This is a genomic window from Streptomyces sp. NPDC051315 (assembly GCF_044455165.1).
In the GTDB taxonomy this organism is placed as follows: Bacteria; Actinomycetota; Actinomycetes; order Streptomycetales; family Streptomycetaceae; genus Streptomyces.
This window is the reverse complement of record NZ_JBITEN010000008.1, coordinates 345,384-365,159: the sequence shown is the minus strand read 5'-3', so window position 1 is coordinate 365,159 and position 19,776 is coordinate 345,384. Positions and strand designations below refer to the sequence as shown.

At 71.2% G+C, this 19,776-nt stretch carries 17 protein-coding genes and 2 pseudogenes; 10 read left to right on the top strand and 9 right to left on the bottom strand.

Annotated elements, in window-relative coordinates:
* Nucleotides 1-44: 44 nt before the first annotated feature.
* Nucleotides 45-665 carry a TetR/AcrR family transcriptional regulator gene (locus ACIBBD_RS18390; protein WP_399420451.1) on the top strand — a complete coding sequence of 207 codons (621 nt, stop codon included), beginning with the start codon at nucleotides 45-47 and terminating at the stop codon, nucleotides 663-665.
* Nucleotides 666-715: 50 nt separating this feature from the next.
* Entirely contained in the window at nucleotides 716-1,495 is a 780-nt protein-coding gene (locus tag ACIBBD_RS18385) for a VC0807 family protein (protein WP_399420450.1), read from the top strand.
* A 203-nt stretch (nucleotides 1,496-1,698) separates the two neighbouring features.
* Here ACIBBD_RS18385 and ACIBBD_RS18380 read toward each other — a convergent pair whose 3' ends face one another.
* Nucleotides 1,699-1,887, bottom strand: a complete 189-nt coding sequence (locus tag ACIBBD_RS18380; protein ID WP_399420449.1) for a hypothetical protein — start codon at nucleotides 1,885-1,887, stop codon at nucleotides 1,699-1,701.
* A gap of 121 nt (nucleotides 1,888-2,008) precedes the next feature.
* Nucleotides 2,009-2,212 (bottom strand): cold-shock protein, encoded by a 204-nt coding sequence (locus tag ACIBBD_RS18375; RefSeq protein WP_037751662.1) that lies wholly within the window; start codon nucleotides 2,210-2,212, stop codon nucleotides 2,009-2,011.
* Between the two features lie 393 nt (nucleotides 2,213-2,605).
* Here ACIBBD_RS18375 and ACIBBD_RS18370 point away from each other — a divergent pair, with 393 nt between their 5' ends.
* Nucleotides 2,606-3,913: a hypothetical protein gene (locus ACIBBD_RS18370; RefSeq protein ID WP_399420448.1), complete on the top strand. Its 1,308-nt coding sequence runs from the start codon at nucleotides 2,606-2,608 to the stop codon at nucleotides 3,911-3,913.
* A gap of 405 nt (nucleotides 3,914-4,318) precedes the next feature.
* Here the strand turns inward: ACIBBD_RS18370 and ACIBBD_RS18365 are convergent, their stop codons facing one another.
* Nucleotides 4,319-4,900 carry a helix-turn-helix domain-containing protein gene (locus tag ACIBBD_RS18365; RefSeq protein ID WP_399420447.1) on the bottom strand — a complete coding sequence of 194 codons (582 nt, stop codon included), beginning with the start codon at nucleotides 4,898-4,900 and terminating at the stop codon, nucleotides 4,319-4,321.
* Nucleotides 4,901-5,014: 114 nt separating this feature from the next.
* Here ACIBBD_RS18365 and ACIBBD_RS18360 point away from each other — a divergent pair.
* The 6 genes and pseudogenes from ACIBBD_RS18360 to ACIBBD_RS18335 form a co-directional block, all read left to right on the top strand.
* Nucleotides 5,015-5,850 (top strand): annotated as a pseudogene (locus ACIBBD_RS18360) (EamA family transporter).
* 37 nt (nucleotides 5,851-5,887) lie between these two features.
* The gene (locus tag ACIBBD_RS18355) at nucleotides 5,888-6,535 is read left to right on the top strand and encodes an FMN-binding negative transcriptional regulator (protein WP_399420446.1); all 648 of its coding nucleotides are present in this window, start codon (nucleotides 5,888-5,890) and stop codon (nucleotides 6,533-6,535) included.
* A 43-nt stretch (nucleotides 6,536-6,578) separates the two neighbouring features.
* Nucleotides 6,579-7,286, top strand: coding sequence for a B3/4 domain-containing protein (locus tag ACIBBD_RS18350; protein WP_399420445.1), 708 nt, complete (start codon nucleotides 6,579-6,581; stop codon nucleotides 7,284-7,286).
* A 161-nt stretch (nucleotides 7,287-7,447) separates the two neighbouring features.
* Nucleotides 7,448-8,326: a Ku protein gene (locus tag ACIBBD_RS18345; RefSeq protein ID WP_399420444.1), complete on the top strand. Its 879-nt coding sequence runs from the start codon at nucleotides 7,448-7,450 to the stop codon at nucleotides 8,324-8,326.
* Between the two features lie 429 nt (nucleotides 8,327-8,755).
* Nucleotides 8,756-9,595, top strand: coding sequence for a hypothetical protein (locus ACIBBD_RS18340; protein WP_399420443.1), 840 nt, complete (start codon nucleotides 8,756-8,758; stop codon nucleotides 9,593-9,595).
* A 224-nt stretch (nucleotides 9,596-9,819) separates the two neighbouring features.
* Nucleotides 9,820-9,936: pseudogene (locus ACIBBD_RS18335) on the top strand (IS5/IS1182 family transposase); the annotation flags it as partial.
* A gap of 171 nt (nucleotides 9,937-10,107) precedes the next feature.
* Here ACIBBD_RS18335 and ACIBBD_RS18330 read toward each other — a convergent pair.
* Entirely contained in the window at nucleotides 10,108-12,726 is a 2,619-nt protein-coding gene (locus ACIBBD_RS18330; RefSeq protein WP_399420471.1) for a SpoIIE family protein phosphatase, read from the bottom strand.
* A 299-nt stretch (nucleotides 12,727-13,025) separates the two neighbouring features.
* Between ACIBBD_RS18330 and ACIBBD_RS18325 the strand changes: the two genes are divergently transcribed.
* On the top strand, nucleotides 13,026-13,802 hold the full coding sequence (locus tag ACIBBD_RS18325; RefSeq protein ID WP_399420442.1) for a YqjF family protein: 777 nt from the start codon (nucleotides 13,026-13,028) through the stop codon (nucleotides 13,800-13,802).
* 907 nt (nucleotides 13,803-14,709) lie between these two features.
* On the opposite strand, the gene ACIBBD_RS18320 is transcribed toward ACIBBD_RS18325, so the two are convergent.
* The 5 genes from ACIBBD_RS18320 to ACIBBD_RS18300 all read right to left on the bottom strand — a co-directional run bounded on the left by ACIBBD_RS18320 (nucleotide 14,710) and on the right by ACIBBD_RS18300 (nucleotide 19,746).
* Complete coding sequence (locus ACIBBD_RS18320) at nucleotides 14,710-15,969, bottom strand: kynureninase (RefSeq protein WP_399420441.1); 1,260 nt, start codon at nucleotides 15,967-15,969, stop codon at nucleotides 14,710-14,712.
* Nucleotides 15,966-16,814, bottom strand: coding sequence for an alpha/beta hydrolase family protein (locus tag ACIBBD_RS18315; protein ID WP_399420440.1), 849 nt, complete (start codon nucleotides 16,812-16,814; stop codon nucleotides 15,966-15,968). Before ACIBBD_RS18315 ends, ACIBBD_RS18320 begins: the two co-directional genes overlap by 4 nt.
* Nucleotides 16,804-17,652: a tryptophan 2,3-dioxygenase gene (locus ACIBBD_RS18310; RefSeq protein ID WP_399420438.1), complete on the bottom strand. Its 849-nt coding sequence runs from the start codon at nucleotides 17,650-17,652 to the stop codon at nucleotides 16,804-16,806. The genes ACIBBD_RS18315 and ACIBBD_RS18310 overlap by 11 nt, the downstream gene beginning before the upstream one ends.
* A 92-nt stretch (nucleotides 17,653-17,744) precedes the next feature.
* Entirely contained in the window at nucleotides 17,745-18,521 is a 777-nt protein-coding gene (locus ACIBBD_RS18305) for an SDR family oxidoreductase (RefSeq protein ID WP_399420437.1), read from the bottom strand.
* 52 nt (nucleotides 18,522-18,573) lie between these two features.
* Complete coding sequence (locus ACIBBD_RS18300; protein WP_399420470.1) at nucleotides 18,574-19,746, bottom strand: 2Fe-2S iron-sulfur cluster-binding protein; 1,173 nt, start codon at nucleotides 19,744-19,746, stop codon at nucleotides 18,574-18,576.
* Between the last annotated feature and the right edge of the window lie 30 nt (nucleotides 19,747-19,776).

The following is a 19,776-nucleotide window of genomic DNA, read 5'->3' as shown; positions in this document are numbered from 1 at the left end:
AAGTCAGGGGAATTACTCGAATCTGATCATGCTAATTTGAGATCATGATGGCCAACGTAGCTAAGGCGAAGACTCGCACATTCACACAGAAGGCACGGCGAGCACAGATAGTCCAGGCGGCTATCGAGACCCTCGCCGAAAGCGGCTACGCGAAGGCGTCTTTCACCAGGATCTCGCAACAGGCGAAACTCAGCAGTACGGGGATGATCTCCTATCACTTCTCCGGAAAGCCGGAACTGTTCGCGGAGGTGGCCGACACAGTCATCAGGCAGGCGCAGGAACTGACGGCTGCCCGCATCGCCGACGAGACGACCCACCGGGGCAGGCTGAGCGCGTACATCGCGGCCCGTTTCGACTTCATCACCCGCCACCCCCTGCGAGCGCGGGCACTCATGGAGATCGTCCGCATGGTCCGGGACGGGCAGATCGCCGGTCTGGACGATGTGGAGGACCGCGTCACGTCGGTGGACACACTCGTCGAGCTGCTGGAGCAGGGCCGCGCCGAGGGAGAGTTCGGCACCTTCGACTGCCCCATCATGGCCCTGGCCCTGCAGGGCGCCATCGACAACGTCCTGCGCCACCACCCGTGCGGCACGTCCAACGAACTGCAGCGCGCGGCACAGGAGTTGGTAGAGATGTTCGACCGCTGTACCCGTCCCACCTGACCCCCTGCGCGGACCCGCCCGACCGCGGCCGATCCACAGGAGCACCGTTCATGACTCCCCCCACACCCCGCTCCGGCCCCACCGCCTCCCCCGCCGACCATCCTCCCGAGCAGTCCGAGCCGCCCGAAGCCGCGGAGGGCTCGTCCTCGCGCTGGGGCTTCGCCGTCACCGTCCTGTGCGACATCGTGCTGCCGGTCGGGCTCTACTACGTGCTGCGCGCCGCCGGAACGGGTGAGATCACCGCTCTGCTGCTGAGCGGCTCCGCGCCCGCTCTGCACACACTGCACTCCGCGATCCGTCACCGGAAGCCGGACGCCATCGGCGTCTTCACCCTGGCCCTGCTCCTGGTGAGCGCCGGGGCGTCGCTGATGACGTCCGACCCGCGCATCGCACTGGCGCGCAACGGCCTGTTCACGGCCCTCGCCGGCGTCTGGCTGCTGGTGACGCTGTTCACCGCACGGCCGTTCACCTATCAGGCTCTGCGTACGCTGCTGCCCGGGCGGACGGCGGTACTGGAGCGACTGTGGGAGACGGACGCGGCCTTCCGGCGGGTGTGGCGCGGGCTGACGGTCCTGTGGGGCGCAGGTCTGTTGTGCGACGCGCTGCTGCGACTGGTCCTCGCGTACACCTTGCCCGTCGACACCGTGCCCGCTCTGGACGGCGCCCTGTACGCCGTGTCCTGGATCGTGTTGCAGATCATCACCCAGGTGGTGCTGTACCGGACACGCACCCTGACCAAGATCTTCGGCGACCGCATGCCGGGCCGCCGCGCCTTCTCCCCGGCGGGGACCGACGGAGGCCGGGGCGCGGCCGCCGACCGGGCCGACTGAGCGGACTGCGCGGGCGGCGCGGGCGGCGAGCGGCAGGTGCGGCCTGCCTCGGCCCGCTGCGGTGGTGCCCTCGTGTGCGCGGCGGGTGGTGTCGCGGCGGACGATCTCGTAGCCGCCTTCGCCGCGTCCGCTGTCTCCCTCGTGCCGATGTGCTGCCGCTTGCCGCCACCAGGATGGCATGGGGTGCGGAACGTCCTACCAGGTCACCGCCGTTCGTTGATGGCGGCGATGTGGACGGTGGTCCCGAAGCGGACGGCGAGCTTGTCGAACCGGGTGGCCACCGCCCGGTTGTGCTGGGGCCGGTTGATGCCGGCAGAGGGCCATCGGACCCGCGATCGAGAGCCCGGGTCACGGATGAGGGCAGGCGCCCCTGCTGCCGTCTCCCGGTTCACCGGGCCCGGCATGGTGCGGGCCCGCCGCGCGGCGACAGGTCCTGCCGGTCGCCGCGCCGTGTTCGACGACGCGGCGGCCGGCAGGAGTTCTACCCTGCCTCGGCCTTGGTCAGGTCCCAGGTCAGGCGGGAGTGATGTTCTCCGCCTGCGGGCCCTTCTGTCCCTGGGTGATGTCGAAGGTGACCGCCTGGCCTTCCTGCAGCTCGCGGAAGCCGGAGGCGTTGATGTTGGAGTAGTGCGCGAAGACGTCCGGACCGCCGCCGTCCTGGGCGATGAAGCCGAAACCCTTCTCGGCGTTGAACCACTTGACGGTTCCGCTGGCCATGCTGGTACCTCTCGGTCGATGTCAGGAACCGCACCGCGCGGTCCTGGAGGTGATCGCCCTGGCCCGGCACTGCACAGCAAAACGCCCGCGCCAAGGCGCGGGCAGGTACGGCGAACCACGACAGCTGGCAGCGACGCTACACGGCGAAACGACTCCGCACCAGCAAGTAACAGCCACGAGCCGCACCGGACTCGGTGAAACGGCTGGAATTGCCCGTACGCGCCTCAGGAGCGCCCACAGGGCCAGGGGGAGGATCGCCCGCACACCATGGCACCCGAGTCTGACAGTCGGTCGGCCCTCACTGACGCGACTGCATGCGCCGGAATACACGAGGTTCATGCCGTTCTTGTCGGACGTCAGCCGTAGGCTGCTGTCGGAAAACAAGGGGAGACGATGACTGACGACCGCAAGGCAACCGTTCCGGTCTGGACGCTGGCAACCGGTGATGTCCGGGTGCCCGCATTGGCCGGAGACGAGCCGATGACGGCTGGGCGCTTGGCTGAACTGCGCAGTGTGCTGGCCGCCCTGGCCGACGAGCCGATCGCCACGCTTGAGGCACATCCGCTACCCGACAAGCTCGACCGCGGCCGAGGCATCCCGCTCGATGCGGCAAGCCCCTTGGCACAGCACCTGTCCCAGCTCATCACGCAGTCAGCGCGAACTTCCTCCGCGGCGGCCACGGCGACGACTGCCGGCGAGGGCCTGTATCGCATGGTGGTTCCGGCGAAGGTCGCCGCCCAGTTCGGTCAGGGCATGGTTCGCCCCATGGCGTCGAAGGGGGCGGCCGGTGGCATCCACGGCGCGCTCGTGAACTCGACGGGCATCGCCGCCCAGGCGACGTTCGTGCCAGTCGGCAAAGCGGCAGCGGCAGGCGCAGCCGGTGGAGCCGGTGCAACAGCCGGTGTCGCGGTCGCCGGCAGCGCGGCGCTCACCGTGGCCGCACCGCTCGTGCTCATGGCCGTGGCGGTGGGGATGAGCGCGAATGCCGACTCCAAGCGCCAGGAGGCCATCGAGCACATCACAGAGCTGCTGGAGCAACTGCACGAACAGAAGCTCGAAGACGAGCACAGCGAACTCGACGGCTGCCGCGATGCCATCGACAAAGCCACCGCCATTCTGCTCGACCAGGGCAAGCTCGGTGTCTCGCTGGGACTGGACTCGGCAGTGCATGCCATCAACACGGCGCTCGGCGCCGCTGACCGCCGCCTTGCCCAGTGGCAGAGCGCACTCGACAAGCTGCCCGACGGCAAGGCCGTCGAGATGAGCACGCTGACCAAGTCGTTCCCCGGCGTCGACGACCAAGGCGGCACGTTCCGCGCCCACCTCGAACTCGCCGCCCTGGCCATCGCGCTGAAGCGGCGGGTCATCGTCCTGCAGGCCGTCGAGCATGCCCAGAACGACCCTGGCAACCTGTTCGAGAACTTCGCCCGCGCGCTCAAGCGCGACCAGCAGCGCCTCGACGAACTGGAGTCGAGCATCGCCGGTGTCCTGCACCGTCTTTCGGCGCTGGAGCTGGCACGCCCGAACGGTTTGCGACCCGTCTTCACGACCGGTGAAGTCGATCGCCTGATGCGCGCGGCATACCGGCTTCACAAGCTGGGTGACGGCGCCACGGTCAACAGCCGCACGACAGACGTGGCGATTGAGATGGCCCGCGACAAGGACGGCTCGGTGGTCGTGTTCCCCGCGCTGCCCGCGTAGGCATACGGGCCGGCACTCCCTTGGTGAGTGGTGCGGAGTGCCCGAAACCACGAACGCGGTTGTGGCTCCCTTCGTGTGGTTCAGCACCGCGGATCACCTCCGGCGGGTACGGGCCACGCGTTGTCCGGCAGCCGGAGGCTCGTCCGGCACCAGGGCGCGGGACCGTCCGAGGCCGTACGGCGGTCGGTCCCGGTCGCTGACGGGCAGGGCCGCGGGGGTAGGCGAAGACGCTGGTCACGGCGACGGCGGCGTGCAGGGATCGTGAGGGCCGTGGGCGGCCAGCGGGATGCTCGGTCTGCGCTTCGCCCAGCTCCGGGCGCTCGGCCGCGGACCCGGCACCGGCCGGGGGTCCCGCGGAAGGCCGAGGCGTCCCCACGGTGCTCCGACCGACCCGCCGTGCGGGTGTCAGGTGGTGGTGGGGCCGGGTGGCAGGTGGACGGTCATGATCAGGTGGCAGGTTCCGGTGCCGGTGCCGCGGTAGGTGTGGGGGGCGTCGCCGTAGAAGGTGGCGGTCTGGCCGGCTTCCAGGGGGTGCTCGGCGCCGTCGACGATGAGTGTCATCCGGCCGGCGGTGACGCTGACGGTTTCGACGACGCCGGCCTGGTGGGGATGGCTGGGATATTCCTCCCCCGGCTGAAGTCGCCAGCGCCAGATCTCAGTCGGGGCGGGGCCGAGCGTCGTGAGCATGAGCCGTGCTTCACTGCCCTGTTCGCCGGTCCACAGCGGCGTCACCGTGTCGGCGGACACGACGCGGACGCGGCCCTCGGGCCGCCCTTCCATGAGCGCGGAGACGGATACGCCGAGGGTGTCGGCCAGCCGGACCAGGGTCGCGAAGTTCGGGTTTCCCTGGGCTTTCTCCAGTGCGACCAGCGCGCCCTTGCTGACCTTGGCGCGTCGGCCGAGTTCGTCCAGGGACAGTCCTGCGCGCGTGCGGGCCGCTCTGACGTTGTGTGCGAGCGTCCGCAGGGCGGCGTCCGTCTCGGCCATCCGATCACTCCTTGCAGTCGGTCAGTCTGGCGCACCGTGCGGTCGTTTGGTTGACACAGGTCGGTCGGTTTGTCGTACGGTTGGGTCGTTCCATTGCATAGTAAGGGATGTACCGTGATCGCTCTGCTGCTGGCTCTGGGCAGCTCCCTGGCCTACGGGTGTGCCGACTTCTTGGGGGGCCTCGGGGCCCGTAAGGCCCATGTACTGCGCACCGTGATGATCGCGGCTCCGGCGTCCCTCGCGGTGGAGCTGGTGCTGTGGCCGGTGCTCGGCGCCTCGTTCAGCGCCGGTGCCCTCGGGTGGGGTGCCGCGTCCGGGGTCGCCTCCGCCGTCGCGTTCGCCCTGCTCTACCGCACGCTGGCGATCGGCCCGATGAACATCCTCTCCCCCGTGACCGCCTTGGTGTCCGCCATGATTCCCGTCGGCGTCGGTCTGGTGCAGGGGAGCACCTGGGCGTCACCGGACTGGTGGGCCTGCCGCTCGCGATGGCCGCGGTGGTACTCGTCAGCGCCGGCCCCGGCGCCGGGTCGGCGCGGCCCTCGCGCACCGCGCTGCTGCTGGCCCTCGGCGCCGGCGCGGCGATCGCCCTCCAGCTGATCTGCCTGCACCAGGCGCCGTCGGACAGCGGGGTGGCCCCGCTCGTCGTGGGCCGGGCGGTCTCCTCGGCCGTCACCCTGGCGGCGGCCGCGGTCATGTACCGCAGGCTCGGATCCGAGAGACCCGCGTACGCGATGTCGGCCGCCGCCGGCGTTCTGGACTCGGTGGCGAACCTGCTCTTCCTGCTCGCCGCCCGCAGCGGGGACCTCGCCGTCGTCGCCGTCATCACCGCTCTCTATCCGGCGGGCACGGTGCTGCTCGCCCGCGGCGTACTGGCCGAACGCGTCCACCGCGGCCAACTGGTCGGGCTCGGTACGGCCGCCGTCGCCGTCAGCCTTCTCGCCCTGACCTGAACCGCAGCCCACCCCCTCGATCACGCAGGAGAGCAGCATGTTCATCCAGCCCTGGGACGCCGGCCTGGACGAGGCCGAATGGCGGACGTGGATCGCCGAAGGCCACGACTTCGGACAGCTCAGCGTCAACGGACTGCCCGGGCGGCCGCCGGCCGTCGTCCCCACCCACTTCACCGCCGACGGCGGCGAGTTGCTGATCCATCTCGCCCGGCCCAACCCCGTCTGGGAGGCGATCGAGCACGACCCGAACGTCACCTTCACCGTCATCGGCGACTACGCCTTCGTCCCCGGCCCCTGGCGCGCGAAGCCCGGTGCCGACCCCACCGCAGGCGTGCCCACCAGCTACTACGCGGCCGTGCAGTTCACCTGCCGCGCCCACCTGGTCGACGACCCCGAGGCCAAGGCCGACCTGCTGCGCCGGCAACTCGCCCATTTCCAGCCCGGCGGGGACCACGGGCCCGTCGCCGTCGACCGGCCACCCTACGGCCGGATGCTGCCCGGCATCCGTGGCCTGCGCCTGGAGGTCACCGACGTACGGGCGAAGTTCAAGTACGACGACCACAAGAGCGTCGAGCAGCGCGCCGACGTCGCCGACCGCCTCGCCGCACGCGGCCAGGGCCTCGACGTTCCCACGGCGCAGCAGCAACGCCGACGGCTCGACCGCGTCGGTCCTTGGCAGCCCTGACCCTCCCACCTGCACGGACACACACCGAGGAACGGAGCCCTCCGTGACCGCCTTCCATCTCGCCCCCGCCGTCGCCGACGCCTTTCCCGACACCCTCATCGCCGTGGTCACCGCCACCGGACTGCGCGGCCACGAGCCCTGGCCCGACACCGCCGAGGCGCTCGGGGACCTGGAGCAGCGGCTCGCCGACGGCGTCTGGCAGCCCGCCGACGAGACCGACCCCCGGATCGAGGCGTGGCACACCGCCTACCGGTCCTTCGGCACCAATCCCCGCCGCATCCGTCCCAGCGTCGACGCGCTCGGCCGCCGGTTCGCGAAGAAGGGCGCGTTGCCGCGTATCAATCCGCCCGTCGACGCGTACAACGCCGTCTCCGTACGGCACGCCCTGCCCGCCGGCGCGTTCGATCTCGACCGCGTCACCGGCGACATCGACATCCGGTACGCCGACGGCACCGAGGAGTTCACGCCGCTCGGCGAACCCGACACCATCGAGCACCCGAAGGCCGACGAGATCATCTACGCGGACTCCACCGGTGTCCTGACCCGTCACTGGAACCACCGCGACGCCCACCGCACCCGCGTCACCGAGGACTCCACCCACGTCGCGTTCGTCCTCGAAACTGTGAACGCCAGCCGTGACGCCCACCACCTCGAGGCCGCCGCACTGGAGCTGCAAGGGCTGCTCACCCCGCACAGCGAGCAGGCCGCCGTGCACTACCTCGGCCCAGGCCGACCCCAGGTCACCGCATGAAGGGCGGCCCTTTCGAGGTCATCCTGGCTCGCTGACCTGTGGGGACGACACGCCCCGGCACCTCACCGAACGACGTGCCGGGCGGTCGCCGGGGTGGGCGTGCGGGGTGCTGGTGGGCCTCATAGGCTGGCAGTGCTCGGGGCTACCGCGGAGGTCCAGCCATGCCCCGGACCATATGGTCAGGTGCCATCTCGTTCGGCCTGGTCACGGTGCCGATCCACGTCCAGTCCGCCACCGAGGACCACTCGATCCACTTCCACCAGTACCACGTCAAAGACCAGGGCCGGATCCGCAACCGGAAGGTGTGCGAGATCGAGGACCGCGAGGTGAGTCAGGCGGAGATCGGCAAGGGCTACGAGTACGCCAAGGACCAGATCGTCCAGATCACCGACGAGGACCTGCGCGACCTGCCGCTGCCGACGGCCAAGGCGATCGAGATCGACGCCTTCGTACCGGCCGACCGCATCGACCCCATCCAGATCGCCGAGGGCTACTACCTGGCCCCGGACGGGCAGGTCGCGGCGAAACCGTACAAGCTGCTGCGCCTGGCCCTGGAGCGGCAGGAGAAGGTGGCCATCGCGAAGTACGCGTGGAGCGGGCGCGAGCGGCTGGGCATGCTGCGGGTACGCGGCGACGTGATCGTCCTGAACGCGTTGCGCTGGCCGGACGAGATCCGCGACCCCACCGAACTGCTGCCGCCCCCGGTCGAGGTACCGGAGGAGGAGATCGAGGGCGCGCTCGCGCTGATGGAGATGATGAGCCGCGACGACCTCGAAGGCGACGAGTTCCAGGACACGTACACCGAGGCCATCGCGAAGGTGATCGAGGCCAAGCGTGAGGACAGGCCGCTGCCCGAGACGCCGGAGCCCGAGAAGCCGGCGCAGGTGCTCGACCTGATGGCCGCCCTGAGCGAGTCCGTCGCCAAGGCGAAGGCCTCCCGCGGCGAGGACGCCGACGTGCACGAGATGCCGAAGCCGAAGAAGAAGGCGGCGAAGAAGCAGCCGGCCAAGAAGGCGGCCCGCCGACCGAAGAGTGCGTGAGGCGCGGCAGGCGTGGGCCACAGGCCACGCACCCCGGACGACGGGCGTCAGATGACGGGCCTGCCCCGTCCGGGACGCGGGCAGCGGCTGGACTCAGGGCTCCTCGTGCACCCGGTCGACGTTCCCGGGCCCGTCCGCCCCATGAAGACGAGCGCGAAGCACGATAGGGGGAGGTTCAGGGGAGTACCAGGGCGCCGGGCCCGGCTCGATCGGAACCTCCAAGCCGGGAGGTCGGACGGAAGGGGAACACATGCCGGTTTTCCTGTTTCGTGATAAATGTCGCCTGTGCCGCATCGGGAGAATCGGAAGGCTGCTGGTCCCCGCGAGGAGCCCTCCCCTGAACGCTCACTGCTGGCGTCGATCGTCACTGATCCCGGGCACCTCCCCGAACTCCTCGCCGACTTCGCCGTCCGCCGCATCGGTCCGGCCGTGCCCGAAGCAGTCGCCCGGCTTCGGCGGAACTACCCCCATGCCACCGAGGCGGAACTCCGGGCCCTGGTGGTCACGCACGGCCGACGGGCAGTCGTATCGGAGGGATCCGTCGTGGGCGGCCCGTTCCTCGTGCTCATTCCCCTCGCGTTCTGCGCGGCGCTGCTCCGCCAGGCACGTACGGTCCTGGAGCTGGCCGCCCTCGACGGCCGCGACCCCACAGCGAGAGCCCGTGTCGGTGAACTCCTCGTCCTCCAAGGCGTGTACGAGGACACCCGGCAGGCGCAGGACGCACTCGCCCGGACCGGACGCGCCACCGGCGCACCCACCCGCTGGAGGCGGTGGAAGGCCCTGTGGCAGGTCACCCTGCGCATGGCTCGCCTCCTCGGCGTGTTGACGCCGGGCGACGAGCCCCGGGACGCGGGCCGGCGCGCACGCCGGGTCGCCGTCCAGGCCTGGCGGTGGCTGCTCCTCGGCGTGGTATTCCTGGCCGGGCTGGTCGCCCCTCTGGTCTGGCTCCCGTACATGGCGATGACCTACCAGCGCGTCGATGCCCGCCTGGCGGACCGGGTCCTCGCCTACTACTTCGCCGACACCGCGCCCGCACCGCGCCACCGGATATCCCGCCCGGAACCGGAAGTCCTGGCGTCCGCGCTCCGCGCGCTCCTCTCCCTCCTCGTGCCGCTCGTCCTGACCGCCGTGACCTTCCTGACGGGCCTGCGCATCGCCGACAGTCGCTGGCCGGTCCTCGGCATCGCCCTGGCCGCGGCGTCCGCCGCGGTCGGCGCGCTCTGGTACCGGCACCACCACCGGCGCCGTCGACCGTCCTCCAGCAGTTGACGGACGACCTCCGCGATGTCCAGGCCATTGTGCGGATCACCACGCTGGTGAGCAGGGCGTTGCAGTGGGCACGCCTCATCACGCGCAAGGTCCTCCCACCCGTCCCGAAACCGTCACTGCCCCGAGCCCTGACCGGGCCCGGGCCGTCCTTGCCGGGCCCCGCCTCGGCCCCGCGAGAGGAACAGCGCGGAAGGGAGTGCATCAAGCCTCAGCCCACCGGCAAGGTGGAGCGAGGTGCGGCCCGTCCGAAGTCCTGGCAGGGCCTTCGCAGAGCCCGGTCCAGCCCGCATCGGGTGTCGCCAATCGCCGCGGCCGTCCTCACCCTGGAGCGGCAACGCTAAGAGCTCCGAAGAGAAGGGGAGTCCGATCAGCTCGCGGCGTCCGGTGCGTGCGATCGCAAGGCGCCGGAAGGTCCTTGTAGCGGAGCCACCAGGGCCTTTCGGCAACGCGGCGAGCGTGCGTGCCGGGCGTCGCCAGCCGGGCTCCCCCTTTGTTCGGAGCTCTGAAGGGGCTCAGTGATCCGGTAGCGCCTGCTCGGCCCAGATCACCTTGCCCTGCGGGGTGTACCGGGTCCCCCAGCGATCCGTCAGCTGCGACACCAGGAACAGGCCCCGGCCGCCTTCGTCGGTCGTCGCGGCATACCGCAGGTGGGGCGAGGTGCTGCTGCTGTCGGCCACCTCGCAGATCAGCGTGCGGTCGAAAATCAGCCTCAAACGGATCGGCTCGCCCCCATAGCGGACAGCGTTGGTGACGAGCTCGCTCAGCACCAGTTCCATGCTGAAGCCCAGTTCGGACAGGCCCCACTCGTCGAGCTTCTCGGTCGCCGCGGCGCGCACCCCGGCGACGGCGGCCGGATCGGGTGGCACTTCCCACTCGGCGATCCGATCCGGGGGCAGCGCGTGGGTACGGGCGATGAGCAGAGCCACGTCATCCGTGGGGCGTGCGGGCAGCAGCGATTCCAGCACGGCCTGGCAGCTCTCCTCCGGCGTGCGCTCAGGATGACCCGCGAGGGCTTTGCGCAGGAGTTCCATTCCTTCGTCGAGGTCGCGCGTCCGGTCCTCGATGAGACCGTCGGTGTAGAGGACGAGCCGGGAGCCTTCGGCGATGTCCAGCTCGGCGGTCTGGAAGGGCATGCCACCGAGACCCAGGGGCGGACCCGGCGGCAGGTCGGGAAAGGTGACCTGTCCGTCAGGACCGACCAGCGCGGGAGCCAGGTGCCCCGCGCGTGCCATGGTGCAGCGGCGCGTCGTGGGGTCGTAGATCGCGTACAGGCAGGTGGCGCCCACGACGGCGGCGGGGCTGTCCGTGCACGCCTCGTCCTGGTCGATGCGCCCGACCAGGTCGTCGAGATGGCTCAGCAGCTCGTCGGGCGGCAGATCGAGCGCGGAGAAGTTGTGCACCGCGGTCCGCAGCCGCCCCATGGTGGCAGCGGCGTGCAGACCGTGGCCCACCACGTCACCGACGACCAGCGCCACGCGGCTGCCTGGCAGGGTTATCACGTCGAACCAGTCCCCGCTCACACCCGACTGGGCCGGGAGGTACCGGTAGCCGACGTCGAGAGCGCTCTGCTCGGGCAGGCCTCGCGGCAGCAGGCTGCGCTGGAGGGTGACCGCCAGGGCGTGCTCGCGCGTGTAGCGGCGGGCGTTGTCGATGCTGACCGCGGCACGAGCCACCAGTTCCTCCGCCAGTGAGAGCTCCTCCTGGTCGAAGGGGTCGTGCTCCTCGGAGCGCCAGAAGTTGACCATGCCCAGCACGACACCGCGGGCCTGGATCGGAGCCGCTATGAGCGAATGGATGCCGTAGTCCACTATCTGCTCGGTGCGCTCCGGATCTTGCAGGTGCCAGCCCGTCGCGGTGGACAGGTCGGCCACCAGTTCCGAGCGGCCGGTGCCGTAACCGCGTGCCTGGGGCGTGGACGGCAGAAAGTCGATCAGCCGGCCCTTCTCGTAGAGCGGATGGTCGTCGCGGATACCGCACACGGCAGCCCGTCTCATTCCCTTTGCCGTGGCCGCCGGTTCCTCGCCGTGCAGGACCGCGTCGGCCAGGTCGACGGTCACGAAGTCGGCGAAACGCGGGACGGCGATCCGGGCGAATTCGTCGGCCGTTCGGATCACGTCCAGGGTGGTGCCGATGCCCAGTCCGGCGTCGTAGAGCAGTTTCAGCCGCTCACCTGCGATTTCGGCCCTCCCGGACACAGCCCGCAGCTCCGTGGAGTCGCGCAGCGTCACCACGGTGCCCTGGGGGCCCCCGCCGCATTCCGTGGGCCTCTGGTTGACCACCAGCAGCCGCGGTCCAGCCGAGTGCACCTCGTCAGTGGCCTCGCGGCCGGAACTGAGCAACGCCGCCATGTCAGGTTCCAGGGTCGGCAGCTGGGACACGTGCTCCCCCTCCGCGTCCGGGGGGAGCTCCAGGAGTCGTCGGGCCTCGTCGTTCGCCAGCAGCAACCGCCCCTCGCCATTGACGATGAGCACCCCTTCGCGCACGGCGTGCAGCACCGCGTCGTGGTGCTCGTACATGCGGGTCATCTCGTTCGGGGCCAGGCTGTGAGTCTGTCGTCGCAGCCGCCTGCCCACCAGCACTGTGGCGGCGGTGGCCACCCCGAGCGCGCCCGCCCCGGCGGTCAGGATGAGCGGTATCTGCCGGTCCACCAGACCGGTCACGTTCTTGACTTTCAGCCCGGCGGAGACGAGGGCCACCACCTGGCCCCGGGTGTTCCGGACGGGCACGGTCGCCTGGACTTCTTCGCCGAGGGGACCGTGCACGCTTTCGGTGTAGACCTTCCCCGCCAGCGACGGCTCGATCGTTCCCACGAACCGCTTCCCGATGCGGTCCGGCAGGGGATGGGTGTAGCGAATCCCTGTCGTGTCCATCACCACGACGAAGTCGACGCCCGCGGACTTGCGTCCCGCCTCAGTCAGCGGCTGCAGAACTCTCGCGGGATCGGGGGCTTGCAGTGCGGCCAGCATGCCTGGGGAATGCGCGAACGTCTGCGCGACGGCTATGGAGCGCCGTTCGGCCTCGGCGTGGGAGTCCCGCCGTGACTGCAGGACAAGGGCGAGGACGGCCAATGCCACGAGCAGCACCACCAGCGCCACCTGCAGGAGGAATATCTGCCCCGCGACGCTTCGCATATTTTTTTGCCCCAGCGACCACAGCGATCTATGTCGAAGTCGGGCAAAACGGTCGTCCATCCGGCCTTTCTAGCACTGACCACCCTGCGCAGTCACTGGCCCTGCGCTCGAGCCGACGCCGCCGACCGCCAATTCCATCGCCTCTGCCGTCACATCGGTCACCGCAGCTGAGACCTGCCACGGCAGAACCACCGCTCGGGCGGCGGCAATGAGTGGGCGGTGTCCGTCGTCGACTCACCGGACAACCGAAGGCTCGTCTCCATGCGCACCTAGCAAGGTGCCCCTGGCATGCTGGCGTCGTGCACAAACCTGCCCCGGTCACTCCCGACGCCCCCGGCGCGATAGCCTTTCCGCTTCTCACGCAGCAATGGCTCGACCTGTGTTTCGTCCACTGGTCCGTCGCGCCCGAGGCGGTGGCGGGGCTGCTGCCGCGCGGGACCGTTCCCGACACGCACGACGGGATGACGTACGTCGGACTCGTCGCCTTCCGGATGCACCAGGTGGGCTGGTTCGGGCTGCCCGGGGTCCCGTACCTCGGCTCGTTCCCGGAGACCAACGTCCGCCTGTACTCGGTCGACGGACACGGACGGCGAGGGGTCGTCTTCCGGTCGATGGACGCGGCACGGCTGATCCCGGTCGCGATGGGGCGGGCCGGCTTCCGGCTGCCGTACCTGTGGTCCCGGATGAGCGTGCGCGCATCCGGCGGCACCGTCACCTACACCAGTTCCCGCCGCTGGCCCGGCCCGCGAGGCGCATACAGCCGCCTCGCGGTGCGCCCCGGTGAACGCATCGCGGAGCCGACCGAGCTGGAGCACTTCCTCACCGCGCGCTGGGGGATGCACAACACCTTCTTCGGCGGGGCCACCTACCTCCCCAACCACCATCCGCGCTGGCCCCTGCACCGCGCCGAGCTGGTCAGGTGCGAAGAAGACCTGATCACCGCGGCCGGGCTCCCCGCGCCACGCGAGGAGCCAGCCAGCGTCCTGTACTCCCCCGGCGTGGCGGTGCGCCTGGGACGGGACGCGGGCCCCCGTCCTGGTCCTCTTCGCCGCCGGCGGCCTGCGCCCCACCGCTGATGGTCTCCTCCGAAGCCGTCTCGGGCACGCTGTCCGCCGTCTTCCCGAACGCCGTCTTCGCCCTGTTCCCCATGCAGTCCATCGGACGGGCCTCTGACTGCCGCAGGCGGTCGCGGTGAGCAGGGCGGCGGTCGCGGCCGCGGCCGTCCGCAGAGCGGCCGTCTTGCGCACGTGGTTCGTTCCTTTTCCGTGCGGGGCGGTGCGCCCACGGGTTCGGCGTCGACAACTGCGGGATCCGCAGGGGTGTGGGTCACGGCGCCTTCGGACAAGGCCTGGGACTTCCGCTCCGCGTCGGGCGCGGATGCGGCCTCGGGCGTCCGGTCCGGCGCGGCAGTGGTGCGGGGCGGGCGACGGGTGGCAGCGCCCAGGACACGGCTCGGCAGACCGCACTCCCGTCGGGGCCACGAACATCACCGTGATGATCAGCAGGCCGAACATCACTCCCGGTGCCGCCTCCCGAGATCCTGGGACACGCTCGGCACGTACATCACGAACGCCGCCCCCAGCAGGGGGCGTCCAGCGAGCCGACCCCCCGACCACCAGGCCGGTCAGCAGGGTGACGGACAGGACGAAGCCGAGGGAGTCGGGCGGGACGAAGCCGATCACCCAGCCGTACAGACACCCGGCGACGCCCGCGGACATCACGCTCCACGCGAAGGCGAGGGTCTTGTGCAACGCACGGACGGGCAGCCGACTTACCGAGCCTTGATGCGCCGTCGCTCAGTCAGCCGGGATCACCCGTCCCACGTTACTCGGGCATGGTCCGTGAAGACGCGTCGGAAGAGATCATGACCAGTCCGGCGACATGGCGAAGGCACCACATCTGAACGGCTTCCTCGTCACCAGGGCCAGAGGTCCCGCCACAGGCGTCAGCGACGGAGAATGCCCCACGCTTCTGAGCTGGTTCTCAGGTGACCGGCCCCGCGGCCGGTGGCGCCGGGTCGTAGGCCCCCTCGTGTGCGATGTCCCGCAGGCGCAGTGCGGCCGTGAGCAGGTCCTGGTGGCCGGTGTAGAGGGCGTTGACACCGAAGCGCAGCAGGTCGGGCGCGCGCATGTCGGCGATCACGCCGCGCTGGGCGAGGGCGACGGTCAGCCCGTGGGCGTGGGGGTGGCGCAGGGTGATCTGGCTGCCGCGGCGACCGGGCTCGGCCGGTGTGACGGGGGTGAAGCCGTCGGGCGACAGGAGTTCCTCCGCGCAGCGCAGGAAGAATCCCGTCAGCGACAGGCTCTTGCCGCGGACCTGGGCCATGTCGACGCCGTCGAAGGCGGTGAGGGCCGCTTCCAGGGCGAGCAGGGACAGGATCGGCGGCGTGCCGATGCGGGCGCGGGCGATGCCCGGGGCGGGCGTGTAGTCCCGGTTCAGGCCGAACGGGTCGGCGTGACCGGTCCAGCCGGGCAGCGGCGTCTCCAGCGACGTGTGGTGCCGGCGCGCCACGTACAGGAAGGCGGGGGCGCCGGGGCCGCCGGAGAGGAACTTGTAGCCGCAGCCGACGGCCAGGTCCACACCGAGGGTGTCGACGTCGAGGGGCAGCGCTCCGGCCGCGTGGCACAGGTCCCACAGGGCGAGGGCGCCGGCCTCGTGCGCGACCTGCGTCAGCGTCTGCATGTCGTACAGCTCGCCGGTGCGGAAGTCGACGGGCGAGTAGCTGACGACGGCGACCCGGTCTCCTTCTGTTTCGAGGAACCGCGGCAGATCGGCCGGGGCGACCCGGCGCACCTCCAGACCCCTGCGGCGGGCGACCGCGTCCGCCAGGTAGCGGTCGGTCGGGAAGTGCCCGGGGTCGGTGACCAGCAGGGGCCGGTGCGGGCGAAGTGCGGCGGCGGCCTCCAGCGCGGTGAACAACTGCACGCTGGTGGAGTCGCCCGCGACCGTCTGCCCCGGCGCGGCCCCGATGAGCGCGCCGATGGCGTTGCCGACCCGCAGCGGCGCCTCCCACCAGCCGTTGCCGTTCCAGGAGCCGATCAGGTCGGTACCCCATTGGCGCGTCACCACGTCGGAGAGGACGGGCGGGACGGCGGCGGGCAGCGGGCCGAGGGAGTTGCCGTCGAGGTAGACGACGTCCGGCGGGAGCAGGAACCTCTGGCGGACGGGGGCCAGCGGGTCGTCCGCGTCGAGCTGCGCGGCCAGCTCTCGCAGGGCGGTCGGTACGGGAAGTGCGGTGGTCATCGGTGTGCGGTCTCCTCTCCTGCCCGGTCGGACGGCCTCGGGCTGAACGCGGCCGACATCTCTCGCAGGGTGTCGGCGACCGCGCGGGCGCCGGGTGCTCCCGGTTCGATGAGGGTGTAGTGGCCGGTGCCGGGCAGGACGACCGTCCGGAGGTCGTGGTGGACGGCCGCGTAGTCGCTGAACTGCGTGAGCGGGACCTCCTCGTCGACGGCCCCGTGCAGCAGCACGGTGGGCACCCCGGTGGTGCCGGCCTCGCGCAGCAGGGTCAGCGGGTCGACCTCGGCCAGCCGCTGATCGAAGGCGTCCGCGCCGCCCAGGAGTTGCAGGGCGGCTCCGTTGCTCAGGTCGTCGCGCCGGGTGGCCGTGAGGTCGGTGATCGGTGCGAGGGCGAGCACGCTCGTCGGCAGGGTGCGCGTGTGCCAGCGCGAGCCGGGGGGCAGCAGCCCGCGGGCGGCGCACCACAGTGCCAGGTGGCCGCCGGAGCAGTGGCCCGCCAGGACGTAGGGCCGTCCCTGCGGCAGGGTGTCCACGATCCGGGCGACGTCGTCGAAGGTCTCGGGATAGCCGCCCGCGCCGCCGGAGCGGCGGAATCCGGGAAGCAGGACGTCGAAGCCCTGCTGGGAGAGGTAGGCCGCGAAGGGGGTGAGGTGCATCCGGTCGTAGCGCCAGTAGCCGCCGTGCAGCAGGATGACGAGCGGCGCGTCGGGGTCGTCGGCCGGCCAGGCGTCGTAGGACTGGTGCGGGTGGTCCCCGTAGCGGCCGTGCACCGGCGCCAGCACCGGCTTCAGGCTCAGGACCCGCCGCTCCTCCTCGGCCGCGAAGGCGGAGATGGCCCTAGACGTCACCGCGCACCTCCCACAGTTCGGGGAAGACCGGGCGGGCGGCGCGCTTCTCGAGCCAGGCGAGCCCGGCGGAACCGGCGCTGCCCGGCTTGGAGCCCATGGCGCGGCGCACCACCAGGACGTGCTCGAACCGCCAGCGGGTGACCAGTTCGGCGATGTCGGTGAGCAGTTCGCCCAGCGCGAGGTGGGGGTGGTGCTGCGGTCCGGCGTAGATGTACCGCCAGACCTCCACCACTTGGGGGTCGGAGGTGTACGGGCTGGTGACGTCGCGTTCGCGGACGCTCCGCGGCACGGGCAGGCCCTGCCGGTACAGGAACGCCAGCACCTCGTCGTACAGGGACGGTTCGCGGTAGGTCTCCGCGAGCGCCTCGTGGACGGCCGGGTCGCCCCGGTGGGCGCGCAGCATCCCGGCGGACTTGTCGCCGAGGAGGAACTCCATGTGCCGGTACATCGCCGACTGGAAGCCCGAGGCCTGGCCGAACGCGGCCCGGAAGCCGTTGAACTGGGCGGGGGTCAGCGCGGCGATGGGCGCCCAGGCGCCGTTGAGCGCGGTCAGCGCCCGACGGCTGCGCACCAGCGCGTCCATGGCGGCGCGCAGGTCGTCCTTGGCCAAGGCCACGCGTGCCGTGCGCCACTCGTACACGATCAGGGTGAACCACAGCTCCATCACCTGGGTGGTGACGAGGAAGCCCATCTCGTCCGGGGCTTCGGTGAGCGGGTGCTGCAGCGAGTTGAGGACGGAGGCGTGGACGTACGTGTCGTAGGGGCTCGCGCCCGTGAAGGGCCGGGTCAGGGAGTCGTCCGCCATCGGCTCGGCGAGCACGGACGTGCTGTTGTTCATCGCAACTCCTAGGGGCGGCCGACGGACGGCCAGGAACGGGAACGGCCGGCGAGCCGGACGCGCGTGGGGGGACAGGGTGCCGGGCCGTGGTGTCACACGCCGAGGTGCGCACCGCCGGAGGCGTCGATCCACTGACCGGTCACCCAGCGGGCCTCGTCGCTCGCGACGAAGGAGACGACGTCGGCGATGTCCACCGGGTCGCCCAGCCGGCTGAACACGGACGCCTCGGAGTACCGGCGGCGGATCTGCGGGATGCTGAGCGTGGGGTTGATCTCCGTCTCGGTGTAGCCGGGCGCCACGGCGTTGACCGTGATGCCGCGGGGGCCCAGTTCCTGCGCCAGGGAGAGGGTGAGGTAGTCGAGGGCGGCCTTGGTCATGGTGTACGAGACGATCGCCGGGAAGGCGACGCGGGTGGCGACGGAGGAGATGTTCACGATCCTGCCGCCGTCGCGCAGCCGGTCCAGGCCGCGCTGGATGATGAAGAACGGCGCCTTGGTGTTGATCGCGAAGACCCGGTCGAAGTCGGCCTCGGTCACCTGGGCGAGGGGGCGCGGGACGGTGATGCCGGCGTTGTTGACGAGGATGTCCAGTCCGGCCGGCGCGTCCTGCCGGGCCAGGGCCTGGTCGAAGGCCGACCACAGGGTGTCGGCGTCGCCGGGCACCCCGAGTTCCGCGTGGACGGGGAAGGCGCGGCCACCGTCGGCCTCGATCTCCTTCACCGTCCGTTCGGCGGCGGTCAGGTCGTGGCCGTAGTGGACCGCGACCAGCGCGCCCTCACGCGCGAGGCGGCGGCTGATGGCTCTGCCGATGCCCCGGCTGCCTCCCGTGACCAGGGCGGTCTTCCCCTCGTGGCGGGCGGTGGTGGTCAACGCGGTTCTCCTTCGTTCAGTGGTGGTACGGCGGCGGGCCCGCCGGTGCGGGTCATACGTCGAAGTCGAGGGTGACCTCGGGGGTGCGCGGTCGTGCCCGGCAGACGAGCGTGTAGCCGGCGGCGCGGTCGCTCGCGTCCAGGGCGTACTGGCCCTCCGCTGCCACCCGGCCGGACAGGACCTTCGCGCGGCAGCTGCCGCACACGCCCTCACGGCAGGCGTACGGCACGTCGGGGTACGCCCGCAGCAGCGCGTCGAGGATCGCCGTGTCCTGCGGCAGGACGGTGACGGCGCGGTGGCGGCCGTCGAGGAGGGCGGTGACGCGGGTCTCCCCCTCGCCCGGGACCGGTTCGCCCGTCCGGACCGGTTCGGCGGTTCCCGGCGACCCCTGCGTTCCCGGCGTCACCAGCGTCTCCGGCGTCCCCGGCGGCGTCCCGGCCACCGTGAACAACTCCCAGCGGACCAGCGCCGGATCGGCTCCCCAGTCCGTCAGGGCCTGCCGTGCGGTGTCCACCAGGCCGGGTGGACCGCACAGGGCGAACGCGGTGCCCGGGCCGGGGCGGGCGTCCACCGCGGCAAGCAGACGCACCAGGCTCCCGGCGTCGAGCCGCCCGCTGAGCGGGCCCTCACCGTGGCCGCGGTCCTCGCGGGTGAGGACGTACAGGACGGTGAACCGGTCGACGAACGCGTCCTTCAGCTCGGCGAGTTCGTCCGCCAGCAGGGCGTCCGCGGAGGTGGGGACCGAGTGGACGAGGGAGACGCGGCAGGCAGGGTCCCGGCGCAGCGCGTGGGCGGCCATGGCGGCCAGCGGGGTGATGCCGGAGCCGCCCGCGAGGAGGACGTGGTGGGCGCCGGGCAGGTCCGGCAGGGCGAAGGCGCCCGTGGGCGGGGAGAGCTCGAGACGGTCACCGGGCGCGAGGCGGCTGGTGGCGTGGGCACCGAAGCCGTCGGGCCCGCCCCGTTTGACGACCAGGCGGAGCGCCCGGGGGTCGTGCGGTGGCGGGCAGACCGAGTAGCTGCGGCGCAGTTCGCCGTCGGCGCGGTGATGGCGGACGACGACGTGCTGGCCGGGCCGGTGTGCGAAGACCTCACCCAGCGCGGTCGGCACGTCGAGGCGGACGGCCACGGCGTCGGCGGTCAGGCGCCGCACCTCGGTGACCTCCAGGCGGTGCCAGCCGGTGCGCGGGCGCGTGCCGAGGTCCCGGTCGACGAGCACCTCGCGCAGGACGGTGGACGGGGTGGCGGTGTTCACGGT